Source organism: Vibrio sp. Vf1514, assembly GCF_052076135.1.
Taxonomy (GTDB): domain Bacteria; phylum Pseudomonadota; class Gammaproteobacteria; order Enterobacterales; family Vibrionaceae; genus Vibrio; species Vibrio furnissii.
Map to the genome: position 1 here is coordinate 1,437,361 of NZ_CP197267.1, position 18,119 is coordinate 1,455,479.

The 18,119-nt window shown below is 50.2% G+C and carries 15 protein-coding genes; 8 read left to right on the forward strand and 7 right to left on the reverse strand.

All coding sequences use genetic code 11. The features are described from left to right. Positions 1 to 153 precede the first annotated feature (153 nt). The 5 genes from ACS18Q_RS06715 to ACS18Q_RS06735 all read left to right on the forward strand — a co-directional run bounded on the left by ACS18Q_RS06715 (position 154) and on the right by ACS18Q_RS06735 (position 4,856). A complete protein-coding gene (locus ACS18Q_RS06715; protein ID WP_441257566.1) occupies positions 154 to 1,074 on the forward strand; it encodes an alpha/beta hydrolase in 921 nt (306 codons plus the stop codon). 194 nt (positions 1,075 to 1,268) lie between these two features. Beyond that, a complete protein-coding gene (gene grxB / locus ACS18Q_RS06720) occupies positions 1,269 to 1,919 on the forward strand; it encodes a glutaredoxin 2 (RefSeq protein ID WP_441257567.1) in 651 nt (216 codons plus the stop codon). 170 nt (positions 1,920 to 2,089) lie between these two features. After that, positions 2,090 to 2,314: a hypothetical protein gene (locus tag ACS18Q_RS06725; RefSeq protein ID WP_004726068.1), complete on the forward strand. Its 225-nt coding sequence runs from the start codon at positions 2,090 to 2,092 to the stop codon at positions 2,312 to 2,314. 224 nt (positions 2,315 to 2,538) lie between these two features. Continuing rightward, positions 2,539 to 3,525, forward strand: a complete 987-nt coding sequence (locus ACS18Q_RS06730) for an ABC transporter substrate-binding protein (protein ID WP_441257626.1) — start codon at positions 2,539 to 2,541, stop codon at positions 3,523 to 3,525. Beyond that, on the forward strand, positions 3,522 to 4,856 hold the full coding sequence (locus ACS18Q_RS06735; protein WP_014205143.1) for a diguanylate cyclase domain-containing protein: 1,335 nt from the start codon (positions 3,522 to 3,524) through the stop codon (positions 4,854 to 4,856). The genes ACS18Q_RS06730 and ACS18Q_RS06735 overlap by 4 nt, the downstream gene beginning before the upstream one ends. Here ACS18Q_RS06735 and ACS18Q_RS06740 read toward each other — a convergent pair whose 3' ends face one another. After that, complete coding sequence (locus tag ACS18Q_RS06740; RefSeq protein WP_014205142.1) at positions 4,857 to 5,405, reverse strand: MSHA operon transcriptional regulator; 549 nt, start codon at positions 5,403 to 5,405, stop codon at positions 4,857 to 4,859. 418 nt (positions 5,406 to 5,823) lie between these two features. Here ACS18Q_RS06740 and ACS18Q_RS06745 point away from each other — a divergent pair, with 418 nt between their 5' ends. Then, positions 5,824 to 6,966: a GGDEF domain-containing protein gene (locus ACS18Q_RS06745; RefSeq protein WP_238770820.1), complete on the forward strand. Its 1,143-nt coding sequence runs from the start codon at positions 5,824 to 5,826 to the stop codon at positions 6,964 to 6,966. A 75-nt stretch (positions 6,967 to 7,041) separates the two neighbouring features. Here ACS18Q_RS06745 and ACS18Q_RS06750 read toward each other — a convergent pair whose 3' ends face one another. The 3 genes from ACS18Q_RS06750 to ACS18Q_RS06760 are packed head-to-tail and all read right to left on the reverse strand — an operon-like array spanning position 7,042 to position 12,470. Next, a complete protein-coding gene (locus ACS18Q_RS06750) occupies positions 7,042 to 9,864 on the reverse strand; it encodes an Hsp70 family protein (RefSeq protein ID WP_441257568.1) in 2,823 nt (940 codons plus the stop codon). A gap of 54 nt (positions 9,865 to 9,918) precedes the next feature. Next, a complete protein-coding gene (locus tag ACS18Q_RS06755; protein ID WP_441257569.1) occupies positions 9,919 to 11,826 on the reverse strand; it encodes an Hsp70 family protein in 1,908 nt (635 codons plus the stop codon). 11 nt (positions 11,827 to 11,837) lie between these two features. Next, on the reverse strand, positions 11,838 to 12,470 hold the full coding sequence (locus tag ACS18Q_RS06760) for a DUF2760 domain-containing protein (protein WP_154181125.1): 633 nt from the start codon (positions 12,468 to 12,470) through the stop codon (positions 11,838 to 11,840). 342 nt (positions 12,471 to 12,812) lie between these two features. On the opposite strand from ACS18Q_RS06760, the gene ACS18Q_RS06765 reads away from it, so the two are divergent. Together ACS18Q_RS06765 and ACS18Q_RS06770 are read left to right on the forward strand one after the other, a co-directional pair. Then, positions 12,813 to 14,330: a sensor domain-containing diguanylate cyclase gene (locus ACS18Q_RS06765; protein ID WP_154181126.1), complete on the forward strand. Its 1,518-nt coding sequence runs from the start codon at positions 12,813 to 12,815 to the stop codon at positions 14,328 to 14,330. Between the two features lie 84 nt (positions 14,331 to 14,414). Further along, entirely contained in the window at positions 14,415 to 14,945 is a 531-nt protein-coding gene (locus ACS18Q_RS06770) for a 3'-5' exonuclease (RefSeq protein WP_038151184.1), read from the forward strand. Positions 14,946 to 15,228: 283 nt separating this feature from the next. On the opposite strand, the gene ACS18Q_RS06775 is transcribed toward ACS18Q_RS06770, so the two are convergent. From ACS18Q_RS06775 to ACS18Q_RS06785, 3 genes are all read right to left on the reverse strand, one after another. Beyond that, positions 15,229 to 15,675 carry a TerB family tellurite resistance protein gene (locus ACS18Q_RS06775; protein ID WP_004726057.1) on the reverse strand — a complete coding sequence of 149 codons (447 nt, stop codon included), beginning with the start codon at positions 15,673 to 15,675 and terminating at the stop codon, positions 15,229 to 15,231. A 75-nt stretch (positions 15,676 to 15,750) separates the two neighbouring features. After that, on the reverse strand, positions 15,751 to 17,679 hold the full coding sequence (locus tag ACS18Q_RS06780) for an alkaline phosphatase D family protein (RefSeq protein WP_441257570.1): 1,929 nt from the start codon (positions 17,677 to 17,679) through the stop codon (positions 15,751 to 15,753). Positions 17,680 to 17,688: 9 nt separating this feature from the next. Continuing rightward, a complete protein-coding gene (locus ACS18Q_RS06785) occupies positions 17,689 to 18,042 on the reverse strand; it encodes a hypothetical protein (protein WP_004726055.1) in 354 nt (117 codons plus the stop codon). Positions 18,043 to 18,119: the final 77 nt, after the last annotated feature.

The following is an 18,119-nucleotide window of genomic DNA, read 5'->3' on the forward strand; positions in this document are numbered from 1 at the left end:
ACAATGCATGGCCGCTTGTCAGCCTTTTTTGTTTCTAGACGATTTCTTTTCTTGGTTTTGCCAATTCGTGCTGAAAAATTGTGATCTGTATATTTATACAGTTGTTTGTCTTTGCGTACAATAACGAAAATTTTGCGACAGAGAACACGAAGGATGACATCAACGTCAACACCAAATTTAGAGCGTGGCATCGCCACATTGGTTGAGGAATTTCTCGCCAACAGAGTGAAACATGCACCTTTACCGTCGGTTGCTGAACGTCGAGCCGGGTATGAAGCCAGTGCGGTGCTGGCTGGCGATGTGCCTGCCGGCATCTGTGTGGAAGAGCGCCAAGTTGGTGACCTCACACTGCGGATTTATCGTCGCGCAACGCAGTTAAATTCTGATATTGCGCTTTATTATCATGGGGGCTGCTTTGTCAGCGGTGGCTTTGCGACGCATCACCAACAACTGGCAACGTTGGCGATGCTCAGCGGGTCGATTGTGGTGGCGGTGAGTTATCGTTTGGCGCCTGAGCATCCTTATCCTGCCGCGCACGATGATGCGTATGAAGCTGCGCAGTGGGTTTATCACAACTCGGCGCTGTTGGGTGGGGACGCGCAAAGCATCACGCTTTTGGGCGACAGTGCTGGCGGATATTTGGCTTTGGCGACGACTCTGCGTTTAAAACGCCAAGGGCAGTGGCTGCCAAAGCAGCAAATCTTGATTTATCCGATGCTGGATCCGACGGGCAGTTCAGGCAGTTATCAAACTTTTGGTGAAGACTATGTCATCACCAAAGCCATGCTCATGTCAGGCTTTGAGCTTTACGCAGGTCAGCAGATGAACCGAGATGATCTCAATTTGCTGAAATGTGATGATCTGGCTGGCCTGCCGACCACGCACATCTTGACCGCGGAATGCGATCCGCTGCGCGACGAAGGCGAGCAGCTCTACGGTTTACTGAATCGTGAAGGTGTCGAGGTTCACTGTCAGCGCTATTTGGGGGTGATCCACGGATTTTTCCAACTCGCAGGCATCAGCCCGGCGGCGAGACAATGCTTGCGTCACGTCGCATCGCTCATTTCGTTGTGAATTAATTCTCTGTGAATGATTTCTCGGTAAACTGCAACGAGCCAACGGCATCGGTGCGGCGGAGTTCTGCTTCCGCCGATGCTGGGTGGATTGCTTTACTAACATGGCGAATTGATTTATCAATCATCATGTTATGTTGAGTTTTCCCCTTGAGTCGTTAGACTGAAAGCAATTCAACTGGCTAAGGATCGATTATGAAACTGTTTGTTTTTCAACATTGCCCGTACTGCATTAAAGCCATGATGGTGGCGGCTTATAAGAACGTTGATGTCGAGTGGGTCTATCTACAAAACCATGATGTTGATGCTCGCATTGAAAAAGTGGGCGCCAACATGGTTCCGATTCTACAAAAGCCGGATGGCAGCTACATGGCCGAGAGTTTAGATATCGCGGCGTATTTGGATGCGTTTGATGGCCAGCCGAGATTGGCTGTTGCACAGCAGGGGGAAAATATTGCAGAGTGGCAACGTCAAATTGCGCCGTTTAATGGCCCATTGGTTCACCCGCGTTGGATGATGATTGAGTTGCCTGAGTTTCAACAACCCGAAGCGAAAGCGTGGTACACCAAAAATAAATCGGCCATGATTGGCATGAGTTTCGACGATGCGTATGCAAAGAGTGCGGAATTTCTAGCGCCTATGAACGCGTTATTGGCGCAACTGGATTGGCTAGTTCTGCCTTCAGAGCGAGGCCACACACTGAGCTATGATGATGTGAACATGTATCCGACGCTGCGCAATTTAACGGTCGTGAAAGGCATCGAGTTTCCAGCACGAGTGCGACAGTACATCGATGAAGTCACTGCACTGACGCACATCCCGTTATACGACGATGTTGCAGTGTAGTGATCTAACTAACTGTAGCAGAAGATAATTTACTTCGCTTGTTCTTTTTCTTCTATCGTTGATCCTTCTCATAAACCGAAGAAGCACTGTTTAAGTACACAGTGTTTTTCTTGACTTCCTATGCCACTTTACTATGCTGTATACATAAACAGTGGTAAAGGAGGTCTTCTATGTTGTGGGATACACTAGAACGCGTTAACCGCCTGCGCCAAGAGGCGATGTCTAACCCGGAGTTCATTCAATCTGCTAGAGAGCATGAAGAAACATTGAAACATGTCGAACAAGAGTTCGAACCTAAACGCCATCGTAAATCTCATTCATCCAAACCGAAATCGTTAGCAGACATCTACAAACAAGCGGATTTCGGACACAATCCTTCAGATACTCAACATTAACGTTAAGGAGCCCCATTCTGTAAATGGGGCTTTTTTCGGTTGCACTTCAAGACGATGAATAATTTTGTCTAATTTAAGATCAATGGTTTTAAACACTTAAGTGAATGGATGCTTATTGTTGCATGCAGGGCACAAATAACCGACTAAACTGCTAAGTAATACTACAGTGGACACAACTGTCAGGGGCTCGAATGGAGAGCAAGTCTAAAGGCTTGAGACGATATATGGTCGTGGGTGCATGCGTTGCGCTCTCGGTGATTGCATCTGCTTATTTCTACTGGCGAGGTGAAGCTGCGAAACCTTCAACCAATCAACCTCATATTCGCATTGCCGTTTCACAAACCCCGCTGTCATCGCCTTTCTTTATTGCCTCACAACTGAAATTGTTCCAACGCCAAGGGCTTCATGTTGAGCTAGTCCCATGTAGCGGCGGCGTGGCGTGCGCGGAATCTTTGTTCCGTGCGGATGTTGATTACGCCACGGCATCGGAATCGGTGGCGATGTTCAAGAGTTTTGAACGCCAAGATTTCGTATTGCTCGCCAGCTTTGTCAGCTCAGATAACGATCTCAAACTGTTGACGTTAGAAAACCGAGACATCAATGGCATTCAAGATTTGAAAGGTAAGAAAGTTGGCGTGATTAAAGCCAGTTCCAGTGAGTTTTATTTTGATTCCGTGCTGATCGCCAATAACTTGAAGCATCTGGATTTGGAAAAGGTCTATCTGAGACCGGATCAGCTCAATCAGGCATTGTATGGATTTAAGGTGGATGCGATTTCGGTGTGGGAGCCTTGGGGTTACCGTACCGAGATGACATCGTCCTCCAAGGTGATCAATCTGGGCTTGGTTGGCATCTACAACCTATCGTTTAACTTGATGACGATGAAAGACCGCGTTGAACAAAGTGATGATGAATCGATTCGGCTGCTTGAAGCGCTTAAACAGGCGATTGCTTGGATGAACGACAACCCGGATCAAGCGCGCTACTGGGTAGCCAATTCACTCAACATTCGTGAACATCAATTGGAATGGTCGTGGCAAGATTACGCCTTTCGCTTGTCGCTGGGGAATGCGCTGCTGTCGAACATTCAACTTCAAGCGCGTTGGGCGATTGAGAACAACCTTGTTGATGGCTCATTACCGGATTATCGGCGTTATTTTGTCTCCGAGCCGCTGGAGCAAGTGTTGCAAACGGAGGTGTCATTCAAATGATTCACTCTGTTTCACGTAAATTGACGCTACTATTTGTTGCGACATCAATGTTGGCCATTTTGATTGCGTATTCGTTGTGGGATTTATCGCAAGAACAAAAGCGTACTCAGAGCGAACTGACGCAAATCATGCAGATTCAACGCAGTGTCGACATGCTGCGCAGTCAATTGTGGATCTTCCTGCAGTATGACGATGCCAACAGCCTCGATCAGGTGTATATCGCGCAGCAAAATCTCTCGGCCAAGCTGTCGAAGAATCCAGAGTTTGAAAACAACATTCAAAACCTCGCGCGAATGAATGGCAGCTTGGCGGCGTTACTGCGTCAGGAACGAGAACTTGATTATGACCGTCGCGCCTCATCAAGTGACTTTGTCGGCGCAAGCGAACTGCTGCATTCACGCTACAACATGTTGGTGCAGAACATGACGGAAGAGTTGTTGTATCTGCAAAAAGTGGTGTTAGAAAAGAGCGCGGAAAGCCAACGTTCGGCATTGATGACCAGTGCGCTGCACCTTCTGGTCTTTTCGGTCATTGTGTCCGTGATTGCATTTATGATTTTAAAACGCGTGCGTCATGGGTTTGCGACGTTAAAGCAGGGGATTGCTGAGCTGGCGCAGGGGGACTTAAGTAGTCGCCTGTCGATTCATCAACAAGATTCTGAGTTTGTTACCTTGGCGCAGTTCTTCAATCGCATGAAAGAGTCACTGCAAAGCTCGATTGTGACGCGCGAAGAGTTGCAACACGAGGTCGCTAGGCAGACGGCCAAACTAGAGCAGCAAAAAGAACAGTTAAGATTCCTGTCGGAAAAAGATCCGTTGACGGGCATGCTCAATCGCCGCGCGTTCAAAGAACACTTGCACGACGCCATCGTGCATGCCAACCGCACCGGTGTGAAGCTCGCGTTGTTGTTTATCGACTTAGACAAATTTAAAGCGATCAATGATAGCAAAGGCCATGATGTTGGGGACGAAGTGCTGATGCAGATTGGGGCAAGGTTAGAGCAGAACATTCGTGAATCGGACTTTTGTGGTCGCTTTGGCGGTGACGAGTTTGTGGTGTGTCTGAATCTGATCAAAGACTTTGAAGGGATAACGGCGAAAACAGAACGGTTGATTGAGCAATTAAGCCAGCCGATGGAGGTGTGCGGAGAGCCGGTGAGCGTCGGTGTCAGTATTGGTATCAGCCTGTATCCCGACCAGAGTCAGGATATGGTGGCCTTGTTACGCTTGGCCGATGAAGCGATGTACAAGGCCAAAAGTGCGGAGGGCAACCGTTTTTTTTGTCCACTTCTTCATCAGGGCTGTGATGAAGACAGCTCGAAGTTGGGATGATCAGAAATCCGCTTTACCCACGAAGTAAGGATTGTTGAATTTCTTGGCAGGCCCCAACTCAGAGACGACTAAGCGATTCCACAAGGCTTTATCAAATTCCCCTTTAGGAATCGACGGATAGAGCGTTTCCTCTTCTTCGCGCGCAAAACGCAACAGCTCTTTTTTCTTGATCTGGTTGTACTTTTTCGCCACGCGATTGTATTTGCGCATCCATTCCACCTTAAACGCGCGGAGTGCTGGCTCCGCTTGTTCCAGCGGGATACGCGACAGGTAAACTCGTTTATAGGCAACTTTTCGATCGAGCATGGTTAAGATTGTCGTTTGAAGATAGCTGCCATGATGCGTGATCGAAATGTCATCCTCCGAAAACGGTGTTAGACACCATCCACGTGGTAGAAAGTCGGCTTTTTGATACTGCTGATTGCGCAGCACCAACGCATCATGCAACACCAAATCAGAGGTGCCACGAAATGTCGCTTGCCATTTTCCAATGCGAATCTGGATTGAACCCGGCAAACGATAAATGTGCATAAATTTGTCTTGATTCATTGACTGCAATAACCCAACGAGTGATTCGAAAATCGAATACGAAATTAAAACGTTTTTTGCTCAAGTGACTTGAGCTAAGACAAAGCCGTTGATTATTTTTCCAGCGAAGACGTTGTGATCGGTATGCAATATACCGCCGCTCTGACGTTATTGTAGTCATTATTGTCAATAATTGAGCGAGGGCGCGTATTCTATCCTGCTTCCACGCAACATTGCGAGCATAAATCGAACATTTTTTCGTCGTAATGAGAAAAGTCTTGGTAAAAACAGGTCGTTCAGCGCTACTATTGGTGACATCAATAGTTCGTTGGTACTTTCTTGTGATCAGTGCTGACGGACGTGGTCAAAGCGCATTAAAATCCACAAAAAACGATAATAACGAGATGCGTCTCGAAAGATTGATTGGAAGTAAACTATTTTGCTTGATATTGATGTTCTAAAGTTTGCAACGATACTCAATAACGTTATCTGCAGTATCATTGCTTGCATCTTCCTCTGGTTACTCAGACGCAAACTGACGCACCATAAAGTCTCTGCGGCGGGTTGGTTTGCCGCCTATTTTTTGTTGTTTTCGTTAGCGTTTGCGACCACAACGATGCGCGGGTGGGTACCGATTGAGCTGGTCGTTGTGAGTAACAACTTCCTCTACCAAACCGTCACCTATATGCTGCTTTTTGGTGTGATGAGTTGGTTTAAACGGCCAATTACGCCACGACTCATGAGCTTCGCAGCCACGCATATTATTGCTTATACCTGCGTGCAACTTTGGTTGCTGCAACAGTTCCCCGAGCATTTTGATTGGCGGATTAATCTTGCAGCCGTCAGTTATTCTGCGGTGCACCTGACCAGCGTGTGGTTAACATTCCGCTTCATGAAAAAAACCAGTAGCGGCGAAAAATTACTCGCGACCTGCTTGCTGTTGTCGAGCCTGTTTGTCTTCTTACCAATGTTTCTTTTTCACCAGTTTCACTCAAAAGTCTACTTCTTAAGTGGTGTGGTGGTGGGGCAAAACCTGCTGACTATCGTGAGCTTAGGGGCGATGTTGTCCCTGTTCTTCTACGATGAAATCGAATGGCACTATCATCGCGCAATTCACGATGAGTTAACGGGGATTTTTAATCGTCGTTACTTTATGGAACAGGCCGAACGACGACTTAAGCAGGCCAAAGCGCACTACACGATCGCGATTATTGATGTGGACCATTTCAAACAGGTGAACGACAGCTTTGGACATGATGTGGGCGATCGCGCGCTCGAAGCGATTGCACAGCTCATGCATCGCCAGTTTCGTCACGATTTGGTGGCTCGGTATGGCGGCGAAGAATTCGTGGTGTTGTTGGCAGGCAGTGTTGAAGAAACTCGATTTAAACTGGAACGTTTTAACCACGAAGTTGCGCATCATGCGATGGAAATCTACGGTCATCATGTCGATCTGACGGTAAGTATTGGCATGGCGTCGGTGACGTCCGAACAGCATTTGCATCAGGCTCTCAAGCAGGCCGACATCGCGCTATACGATGCGAAAGGCAAGGGGCGAAATCGCTTGGTCTCGCTGGTGTGATGGACTTTGTCCCAGACCTTTCGTGTTGTGTTGCCATTGAAAAAATAAGAGCCAGCGTTGCTGGCTCTTTTGCGTTTAATGCGGCAGCAGCATCAGGCCGCTTGGCAGGGCATCACCAAATACGCGCTTCGATTCGCTTTCCGTTAATTCGGCGACTTCTGCCACCAAAGTGACCCAAGAATCCGGCACTTTACTCTGCTTAAGTTTATCGAGAACTTGAGTACGCAAATCGTCCGAAATATCCAACGCGCGGTCACCCGTTTTACGGCAAATCATCACTGCGGCAAACGCGATCATCGGCTCTTTCGCCCAATTCTCAGTCATCAGTTTTGGCAGCCATTGTTGAACTTGTTCGCGAGGAATCACGTTGTGCGCGCTGCCATAGAGTGGCGTGCGAGCGGCAAGGCGACCAACGGCCCACCAGTGCGCTTGCTCAAACTGGTTTTGGTGAATTGCTTTGCTGATGAACCAACTGGTCAGCAACACTTTATCTTCCACGTCCAGATGTTCCAATGATGCGGCCAAACGCACCATGGCTTCGTACCCTTTGTCTTGCGCTTCTTTCACCGATTTCGGGTTCCGTGATGCGCCCGGGTGCAGGTACTTGGCGATGTCTGCCAGAATGGCTTCTTGCTGCTCTTGGTTCAATCCGCCCGCCACACGGCGCCAGAAAACCCACCAGTCCGTCCAACCTTGATGATTTTGGAACTGAATCCCTTGTTGGTAAAGGGGCCATATTTGCTCAATGCGCCAACTGTCGGTGGCATCACCAAAGCCCGGGCGCAGTGTATAGCCCGCGAGGCGCAGCCAGTTTTTCTCGTGTTGTTCTGAGCGGCGACGACGTTTGCGTCCTTGAGCAAAGCAATCAAATAGGCTGCGTAGCGTTAAAAAGTCCCATTCGTCGCGTTTACCCAACAATTTGTCGAGATCTTTGCTCAGCGTTTTGACCGCGCCGGCTTCCGCGCTCGCTTTGTTGCCACTGTAGGTTTTGATGATAAGATCTTTCGCCTGCTCTAAACGCGGATCGGTGTTGTGTTCCGCTGCATCGCCGTCGCTTGATGAGCGGGCATCGTGGCGAACTTCAAATTCCATCAGCCAGCGTTTGTGTTCGTCGTCTATAGAGACACATTCGATTTTAAGCGTGCCCACTTCGGTTAACTGGCAAGCCAGCTGCACTTCGACGCGTTGCTTTTGGTTAGCGTGCAACTGCACCGAATCATCGCCTTGCAGTGTGGTGATGTATGGCGGCAGCGGCTGAAATTTGTCAGCATCGATGTCAACCAGTACTCCATTTTGCACCGCGATATGATCGGTGAGCGAATCGTAGGTCGAGGTCAGTAAGTTAAAGCGAACCGGCTCGCCCAATGTGAGCGAAAAGCGGCGACTGGTGAGTCGAATTTCTTGGCCTTCTTCCGTGCCTTTCGCTAGCAGACATAGGGCTTTGCCCATGCGATTCTTTTCTTGCAGATGCAGGAAGTAGGAGCGGGCAGCGCCGCCGCCAATTTTAAGTTGCGCTCCTCGGCGCGCTTTACCAAAGGCCACGGCGCCAAGTGCCACCGACCAATCTGGATGCGGGTTATCGAGCTGAGTGACCACGTCACCGCGCCAATGTTCGAGTAGCGACAACATGCGATCGGTGATGAGGTCGCTGTTGAATACGCCACCGTTGAGCAAGATGCCGACCGGGATCGCAGGCTGGCTTGAATCTTCCAATTGCAGTGCGGCGTGCGAGACCTGTTGGTGCTGAGTCAAAAACTCCGCCACGTGTTTACTGACGGCAGGATCGGCGACATAGGGCAGGCCAAATTCTACCACTGCGCTGCGGCGCTGATCGGGCAATTGATCGAAATCGGAAATCGGGAAAAAGCCATCTAAGGCGATTTGGTGGACTTCTTCTTTGCTGAGGTGAATGCTTTTCGTGCCGCCCAGCAGTTTAGAGCCACTGCCCAGCATGGTGATTTTCACCGTCTCTGGGGCATGAGCCGACAACAAATTCTCTTTGGCTTGGCGCGTTTGCTGAATCAGCTTGGTTAAGCCGGACGCCGTCAGCTTCTTGCCCTGATTGAAACGCGATTCGGCCAAGTGCGCTAAGGCGAGATCGAGGTTATCACCACCGAGCATCAAGTGTTCGCCAACCCCGATACGATTCAACGCCAATTGATCGTGTTCGAATTTGGCTTCAATTAAGCTCAGGTCGGTGGTTCCGCCGCCAACATCGCACACCAAAATCAACGGCAAGTTAGCCAGTTGTTCGGCGGCAGTCGCTTTGTGGCGAGCGTACCAGTCGTAACACACCGCTTGCGGCTCTTCGAGTAGCACAATGCGGCTCAAACCTGCGAGGCGTGCGGCTTCTAAGGTGAGCTTACGCGCGGTTTCATCAAACGAAGCCGGTACGGTGACCACCACGTCTTGATCTTCCAGTCGGTTGCCCGGATGGCGATAGTTCCATGCCTGGCGAATGTGATTGAGATAGCTGGCGCTGGCAATCACTGGCGAGACTTTCTCGACATCAGCAGCACCGGCCCAAGGCAAAATCGGCTGTTCGCGATCCACGCCTTGATGGGAGAGCCAGCTTTTGGCACTGGAGACTTGGCGGCCTTCGACTTTTGCGCCTAAATCGCGCGCCCATTGGCCGACGATCACTTGGGGCAGATCGCCTGCAACGGGTTGAGGTTCCCAAGGTAATGTGAGATCGCTGTCGGCAATTTGGCCAACTGCAGGATGGTAACGGAAAGAGGGCAGGAGTGGTTTGCGAACCACTTCACCCGGACCAATCAATTGGTCGATGGGAAACAGCTCAACCGGAGCGTTTTCGAGATCATCGCTCAGTTCACAGAATGCAACGACGGTGTTGGTCGTTCCTAAATCGATCCCGACCAGAAAGCGCGGTGTTGTCATAGGTAACCTCGATTTCAAGATAGAGGAACGGCACCCCGAAAGGTGCCGTTTTACTTAGTGATGGTGTTCTTGAGCCGGCTGCTCTTGATTGCCTTCTCGTACATCGAACTCCACGTGCCATTTTTGGCCGTTATCCGAGGCGATGGCTTCAAGATACAAGGTGCCTAATTCAGTGACGCGCGACGCCAGCGTGACCGGCACCACCTCACCTTCGCGGCGACCTTCGGAAACTGGGAGCGTGACCTGAATTTCTGGCAGCTCTTCCAATTCGTCTGGTGCCCAGTAATCAAGGTGTGTTCCCGCAACATCATCGCGGCGAACGGTTGAACCAAAGAACTGGAAGTGCACCGGCTGGCCAATGACCAACCCAAATTCTTGGCTAGGAACATTCACGCTAGAACCTTCTTCCATCCCAAACGGTGCCACACACAAGGCTTCCATTGGCGGTGCCATGCCCGGAATGGCAGGCATCGCGCTCTCGATGCCCACGTAGTACGCCGAGGCAATCCCGCCGCGAATGCGCACGCCTTGACCACGACGAACGGAGCCGTAATAGGCCGCGCCGCTGGCCACTGCGAGATCTAAATCCAAACCGGTCAGGCGTTTTGCCACAGGGCTGTCTGCGCTGGTCAGCCATTGGTTAATGGTGCTAAACAGGCGATTCGCCAGCAGATCAGATTTCAGCACGCCACCGTTAAACAAAATCGCAGTTGGCTTGATAAATTCAATACTTGGTGCCGGCATGCCCGGAATGCCAGCCATGTTAAATGGTGCGGCATCCGCTTGACCTTGCGCGTTGGCTTGTTTAGCCAAGAAGGCAGCAATGTGGCGGGTGATGCCTGCATCTTGTGCATAAGGCAGGCCCATTTGTGTCAGGGCGCCGCGTGGTTTTTGAACGGGATGCTCAGTGATGGCCACTTGTGGGAAGAAACCGTCAACCAAAGTTTGCTGCACTTCTTGCTTGGTCAGCTCTGTTTTCAGTGTGGCGCCCAGCAGTTTAGAACCGCGGCTTGGCACCACGATCGGCACGGATTGCAGTTCAGCATCACTGAGCAGCGCTTCTTTGGCATCACGACAGGCGTGCGTCATGGCTTGAACTTGCCAAGGTTGCAGCTCTTTGCCTTCTTGCGCCAGTTTCATCTTCAAACGGTACGCCAGTGCCAAATCCATGTTGTCGCCGCCCAGCAGGATGTGTTCGCCCACCGCAATACGATTGAGCGTGAGATTGCCGTCGTCTTCAGTGACTTCCACCAGCGACAAATCGGTGGTGCCGCCGCCGATATCGACGACCAGCACAACATCACCCACGTTGACTTCGTTGCGCCATTCGTCGTCGCTGTTGTCGATCCAGCTATACAGCGCCGCTTGCGGCTCTTCGAGCAGCGTTAGGTGGGTAAAGCCTACGTTACGGGCGGCTTCTGCGGTGAGATCGCGCGCAGCAGGGTCAAACGATGCCGGAACGGTAATCGTCACCTCTTGATCCGCCAGCGGGTGCTGCGGATGGGCGTGATTCCACGCATCTTTCAAATGGTCCAGATACAATTCCGTCGCGCGCAGGGGTGAAACCTTCGCGACATCTTCCGGGCTGCCTTGTGGCAAGAATGCATCGCGGCGGTTGACACCACCGTGGCACAGCCAAGATTTTGCACTCGCTACCAAACGAATGGGTGTTTTGGCGCCTAAGTTACGTGCAATGGCACCAACCAGCGCTTTAGGCTCGTCGGTCCAAGGCAGGCGACGAGAGCCAGCAGACATTTCATGTTCGTGGGGCTGATACAAAAATGAGCCCAATTGCATGCGGTCTTCAACCGTGCCGGGCGCAGTCATTTGTGGAATGGCCATCACTTCAACGCGGGCGTTTTCGGTTTGCGTGTCAACGAATGATAGCACGCAGTGGGTAGTACCTAAGTCGATACCAACGCTGTATTTCGCGGCAGTATCTGAGTGTTCAGTATGAGACATATTTTGGTCCATTACAGCTCGACCTCAGCAGGGGCGATAATAGAAGCATCGTAGTTTTCAGCCAGTTTTGGCAGCGTCATGGATTCAGCTTTCCAACCTTTGTGGATCAGCGTGCCCGTAAACGGCGCATGGCCCGTCACGTTGCCTGTCAGGCGAACTTCTTGAGGGTTAAACCCTTCGGCGATGGTAATGCGAGATTCTTCGTCTTCGCTACGAACTGGTGTTAGCGCCACATACTCTTTCAGCACTTTTTGGCCGCCAGAGTGAATGACACGTGCCGCGGCGCCCACTTCTTCATCGGAGAAACTGGTGACGTCTTCTTTCAGGAAGTCGATCAGGCGAGCTTCTTGTTGGAATAGGGAAAGCAGTTGCATCGCCGAATCGGTAGAAGCAGTGGCCAGTTTCGATTCAACTTCCACCACTTTCTCGATGACTTTTTCTACTTCAACCACTTTTTCCACTTCGACGATTTTCTCGACCGGCTTTTCGACTTCGACGATTTTTTCAACCGGCTTTTCGATAACTTTTTCGATGACTTTTGATTTGCGTGAGACCGCAAGGATCAGCAAAAGGATGCTGGATGCAGCTAAACCGGCATGAAGCATATCGAAGGTCGTTGGAATCATTTGTAAATCGAAGTTCATGATGAAATCTCTGTAGATGTAGGAAGGCAACGAATGGATGTAAAATCCGCTGCACCGAATAGTCAGAATTTAGCAAAAAATGAGGGCGAATATTACCATATTCAAGGGATAAGGCTTGTAGAAATGGCAGATTCTCACTTTGTTATGGGTCTGATAGTCGAACTTTTAAGCAGAAAACACAAATGTAGGAAAAGTCCTACTGATTTAGGGGGTGCAGGGTGTCAGACGGGCGTGATAATTTTTATGTATTTTGAGTCATATCAATTCTTTGTATAAAGGGTGATTGACGTGCCAGATTGTAAAGGGTAAACACACACTATATCCCGACAAGTTTAGATTTTTATGCCGAAACGTTTCAAAAGCTTTGTGCCAGTGAGCATTACTTGCATTGCGTTAATGTTCACCATCGCGATTGTTTCTGCCGCGCACATTGTTCAGCAACGCTACACGCGAACCCTGTTTGAAAATTTGGCTGACCGACAGGTTCAGTCGTTACAGCAGTATCTCAACAGTGATATTCATTTCATTGGTTCCGGAGCGAATTTCTTTCACAGCATCAGCCCGATGAACTGGAGCCGGTTTCGTATCTACGCCAGTGATTTGCTTAAAGGTTCAAACAGCTTGATTGGCCTGCAATGGTTGCAGCGCATCGACGTCAAAAATATCCCCACTTATGAATACAAAATGGCCAGGCGCTACCCCGGTTTTTCGATTTATACCGTGCGGGAGGGCGGCCAAATCGAAAAGGGGTATCAACTCAACGGTCAGCCGATTTTTGCGGTTTCTGACATTGTTCCGCGCACGCCAACCAACATTCAGCTGTTGGGATTTTATTCATCGCGCGACCGTTTTGCCCACGTCTTAGACTACTTTTCGAGTTCCACCCATCCCTACGTGTCTGACAAAATCCGTTTGTTGCAAGATGGCCGCGATGATTCCATCAGTAAAGATGGATTGCTGATCTACCACCCGGTGTTTAACCAATATCGTCACCATTTGCTGGGCGTGATGGTCGGCGTGATTCGCCTCTCGGCCTATTTTGATGACATGATGTTGAAAACGGCGGCGGAGCACCAAATGGCGATGCGTGTTGTCGATACGGGGTTTGATTCGGAAGATGATCCGGTGCTGTATCAAAGCGATCGTTGGGACGCCGCGCAAGGGCTGGAAGTGAGCCGCAAAGTGGAATTACCCAATCGTGAATGGTTGGTGGATTTTCGTTTATCGGTACCGTTGACGCAAAACGATCAGTGGGTGCTCATCGGCTTGGGCGCTGGTGGCACCATTATCTCGTTGCTGCTGGGCTTTGTGAGCTACCTGCTGATGCGCGAGAAAGAGACATTGAATCTCAAATTGGAAGAGCGCACTAAAGAGCTGCGCTTTATGGTCGAGCACGACAGCTTGACCGGTATTTTCAACCGCCGTGCATTTAATCGCATTTTGGATGTCTACATGCGTGACGATAAGGTCTTCACGCTGGTCAGTTTTGATATTGATAATTTTAAGTCGATCAACGATCGCTACAGCCACCTTGCGGGCGATCAAATCTTGGTTGCGGTGACCAAAACCATCGAAAAAGTGCTCGAAGGCAATGATATTTTTGTGCGCACGGGCGGGGATGAATTTTCTATACTGTGTCATGTCACTGAACGTGAACCCTTGATGCGCTATTTGGAGAAGATTCGACGCACCGTTGAGCAGAGTCAGTTCGATACAGGTTACCAACTGATTTCGGTCTCGCTTAGTATCGGTGCGGCGGTGAATCATGGGTATTCTGAGCAAGAATTGCTGCAGCGCGCGGATACCATGCTGTACGAAAGTAAAGCAAAAGGACGAAATCAGGTCTCAATTGCTGACTAAAGTACCGATTGGACGTCGAGTTTTGCCAAAGAGTTGGGTAACATAGCGCGCTTTGAGTTTTTCGACAGAGGACTGGATTTGGCAATGAACTATAACCGGGTCGTGTGCTTCGATTTGGAAATGTGCTGTTGGAATGAAAACGGAGTGGGCACCATCGGTGAGATCATTGAAGTCGGTCTGGCTGAAATCGATCTGACGGCGGGCGAAATCGTCAAGCGCGCTCAGTATTACGTGAAACCGGAACACGATGAAGTGTCGCTGTTCTGTGTCGAACTGACGGGGATCACACCGCGTAAGATTGAAAAACAGGGCCGCCCATTGGCTGCCGTGATTCAATCGATGGTGAAAAACTTCGGTGGTTCGCAAAAGATTTATGCGTCGTGGGGACGCGATGATCAGATCCTGATGAAAGAGTGTCAGGCCAAAGGCATCGACATGCCTTTTAAAGAGTTTATTAACTTGGCGACTTTGTATCGCATTCAGCATCGTCTGAAAGATAAACGGATTGGTCACCGAGCGGCGCAAGAAGCCAAAGGCATCGAGTGGGAAGGTCGTCAGCACTCCGGTTATGTGGATGCTTACAACCTCGCGAAATTGGCGCTGACGATGCTGTAACCGCGTGGTCAAACTGCGGTCATCTCGCCGTCATACTCGGCATGTATGCTTTCCTTCAGCAAATCGGGAAATGATGCTAACAACGTCGCGGCAAACAGTCATAAAAATAACCCATCAAAAAAAAGCGCAGTGATCACTGCGCTTTTTCTTTGCCTCAAATTTGTAACCTCAACCGTCTTGTATTTGCATTCAGCTGACTTCATTCAGCTGACTTTATTCAGCGGGGCCTGAAACTGAAATTGGGGCTATCTTTTAGCGGGTGGGCGAAGAGAGCCGTGCGGCATTATTTGCCGTTGGTCACCATCAATTTGGCACGAATAAACTGGCTGTGATCCACATACAAGAGTTCAGCGGCTTTGCGAATCACCGCATCTTCCAATGGGTCGATTTCACCATCGGCATGCGCCACCTCCCACATGGCTTTGATCAGTTCAAAGCGCGTTTCCTGAGTGAGTTCACGCAGTTGGGAGGTGAAATCATACAGTGACGCCGAACGGCGAATCTGTTCATCCGCGCTGTCGATCAGGGCGTTGGCTTCTTGCGCTTCTAAACCTAACAAGCGTTGCAGTAGCGTCAGTTTGGCCTGCTGCTCTTTGTCATCAATTTGATGATCCGCGCCTGCGACTTCACTGAGCAAGCATGCGATCGCGAGATTCGGGCTCTGCTTCTGTTGACTCAGATCTTGCCCGTCGAGCAATTGTTTAAACAGTGAGGTAATCGCATTGAACATAGTGATGCCTTTTCAAAAAAATCGTTGGTTTAAGTATAGATGGCGACGCGCGAGGTATTTCACAACCCAAACGGACTAATCGGCCCCGTGGGCACGTTGTTGCGTCGGCGCAAATGTAATGCGCCGCCCGTCACTGGTGAGGATCGCCACCGTGCTCGGTTTGCCACTCTTATCTAGTTTGAGTTCACCAATCGCCGCACAGTTCACTAATCGTTTCAATTTTTCTGAGCTGGGTGCGCGCTTACGGATTTTTAACCGCTTGCGTTTGGTGAGCCAGTTTAACGGTGAGCCGGGGCTGTAGAGCAGGCGATCCATGGTGTCGCAAAAGGAGAGCAGGGGCTCAGGAAACTGATTTTTGATGCCGCTGCACGTGATCTGAAAAATATTGGGGCTCGATTTTCTGGAGCGCAGTTGAATGTCGTAGGCAAACGAATAGTGCACATCGCCCGACAAAATGACGTAGTTGGATGGCGTTTTGGTGTGCGTAAAAATACTCACCAGCGTGTTGGCACTGCCGGGATGCGCCATCCAGTTTTCGGCATCAATCACCAAAGGTTTACCCAGCCAAGTCATCATGCGTTGCAACGCTTCGATGAATTTGACCCCAAACATTGGCGCGGCAGACACAATGATCACTTTGTCTTCGTTCATCAACGCGTGCTGAAATTCCATCATCGCTTCCCAATCCATCAAGCCTGATGGTTTGTTCATGCGCGACTCTGAGCGCCAGCGCCGCGTGCGCGTGTCTAGCACCACCATCTTGGGGGACGTGTCGGTGGTGTAGTGCCATTGTTCAAACGGATATAAATGCGATATCCACGCATCCTGTGTGGCGGCATCGGGCGCGTGGCAATAAGCTTTGGCGAATTGATGAAACGTATCGTCGAAGCTGTCGGGTTCGTTGCCCCAGCCTTGAAACAGCCAATAGCTGATCAGCGCATTCCCAATAATGCGTTTGGAAAACGCATTGCTATAGGCGGCTTGTTCCCACCCCACTGTGAGGTTCCAATCGTCGGTGACATCGTGATCGTCAAAGATCATGTACGTGGGTAAGTGAGCCAGCAGGCGCTGTACTTGGCTGAGCCCTTGAACAAACACGCGAATGTTTTGCAGTTCGCTTTGCCATTCCGAGAGCTTTTCGGGCGGAATGCGATGGGTTGTGTTGGCCAGTTGCAGTGTATCGCTGTCATCAAAGTGGATGTCTTGCCACAATGCGGGCGACCACATCAGCAGATACATGGCAAAGAATTCAGCCAATGAAATCAGATGATTGTCATTGTCGGTAGAACTAAATATGGGTGTGGGTTTGCGTGGCAACAGGCGATCAAACATGCGCTGTTCACCAATGGTGTGGGGCAGTAGTTGGTCACGGCTATAAAAACAGTATGCATGTTGAGACAAAGCCTCGCTGTTGGCGACGGGCGATTGCTCAAACGTTTCGCCATAAAGCCCCAAACGTTCAATCACGCTGTGAATGGCGAACAATGTTGGCCCAGCCACATGGTCGGCGTAAATCTGATCGCCACTCATCATCAATAGATCGGGACGCTCGGTAGCGGGCAAACGTGCGATGTGTTCATCGGCTGTCACCAACGCATCTTGCGCAACATGGTGTGGATTCCGACATGAGCCATGCAACACGTGATCGGCCTTGCCGGTCAGCCACAACGAGAAACGAGTTTCATCTTTGTAACGCAACTCAGGGTGGCGTTCACTGAGCGCGCCGTATTGCGTCACCAGTTCGTACTGGTAAAGCGTTTCTAAGGGGAAGTCGTGTTTTATGTGAACGAGAGTCACCCAAGCGCGCTCGCCAATGGGGTAACTCTGCGCCTCAGACAAGGGATAACTCAGCAAAGGGGACGCGGCATCGGAGGCAAACAGTTCCAACTGACCTTGCGGTGCTTCGGACGTGGCAAACCAAATCACCAACGCTTTGGCAGAGCTCTTTCTGACGATGGGCCCGGCCAGCAAAAATGGCAGTGAGGTGGTTTGATAGTGCGTCAAAATGGCTCCCTAGTTGTCCTCTTCCAGCGTGCCCAGCATTTCAATGAATTCCGAGCTGGTGCGTTCGTGCGCAACCACTAACAAGGTTAATAATGCCTCAGCTTTGGCTCGCGTTGCGCAATCATCTTGTAAAATCTGCGTCACCTGTTGACGAATCAGGTCGATTTCATGCTCTACAAAACCGCGACCTTCTTCGTCGCCGGCGTCTTCTTCTGGCGCATTGTCGAACTCGAGAAACAGCAGCTTGTCGTCGAGCTGCGCAGCGACCAGTTGTTCAGGCAACCACGCTTCGCCCATCACGACATCGGGGTCGCAATCATCAGGCAATGAATTTAAAAGTGCTTTGAGTTCGGATGCTTTCACAGTTCTGTCAATTAAAGAGGTGTATGTGTGTTATTTTAGCGGCCAATTCGATTGAAAACTAAGAGTTCTTTTGGTTG

What these genes read in the sequence shown, in the direction of transcription:
- ACS18Q_RS06715 (WP_441257566.1), top strand. Translation starts at nt 154, where the DNA reads ATGACATCAACGTCAACACCAAATTTAGAGCGTGGCATCGCCACATTG.
- grxB (WP_441257567.1), top strand. Translation starts at nt 1,269, where the DNA reads ATGAAACTGTTTGTTTTTCAACATTGCCCGTACTGCATTAAAGCCATG.
- ACS18Q_RS06725 (WP_004726068.1), top strand. Translation starts at nt 2,090, where the DNA reads ATGTTGTGGGATACACTAGAACGCGTTAACCGCCTGCGCCAAGAGGCG.
- ACS18Q_RS06730 (WP_441257626.1), top strand. Translation starts at nt 2,539, where the DNA reads ATGGTCGTGGGTGCATGCGTTGCGCTCTCGGTGATTGCATCTGCTTAT.
- ACS18Q_RS06735 (WP_014205143.1), top strand. Translation starts at nt 3,522, where the DNA reads ATGATTCACTCTGTTTCACGTAAATTGACGCTACTATTTGTTGCGACA.
- ACS18Q_RS06740 (WP_014205142.1), bottom strand. Translation starts at nt 5,405, where the DNA reads ATGAATCAAGACAAATTTATGCACATTTATCGTTTGCCGGGTTCAATC.
- ACS18Q_RS06750 (WP_441257568.1), bottom strand. Translation starts at nt 9,864, where the DNA reads ATGACAACACCGCGCTTTCTGGTCGGGATCGATTTAGGAACGACCAAC.
- ACS18Q_RS06755 (WP_441257569.1), bottom strand. Translation starts at nt 11,826, where the DNA reads ATGTCTCATACTGAACACTCAGATACTGCCGCGAAATACAGCGTTGGT.
- ACS18Q_RS06760 (WP_154181125.1), bottom strand. Translation starts at nt 12,470, where the DNA reads ATGAACTTCGATTTACAAATGATTCCAACGACCTTCGATATGCTTCAT.
- ACS18Q_RS06765 (WP_154181126.1), top strand. Translation starts at nt 12,813, where the DNA reads ATGCCGAAACGTTTCAAAAGCTTTGTGCCAGTGAGCATTACTTGCATT.
- ACS18Q_RS06770 (WP_038151184.1), top strand. Translation starts at nt 14,415, where the DNA reads ATGAACTATAACCGGGTCGTGTGCTTCGATTTGGAAATGTGCTGTTGG.
- ACS18Q_RS06775 (WP_004726057.1), bottom strand. Translation starts at nt 15,675, where the DNA reads ATGTTCAATGCGATTACCTCACTGTTTAAACAATTGCTCGACGGGCAA.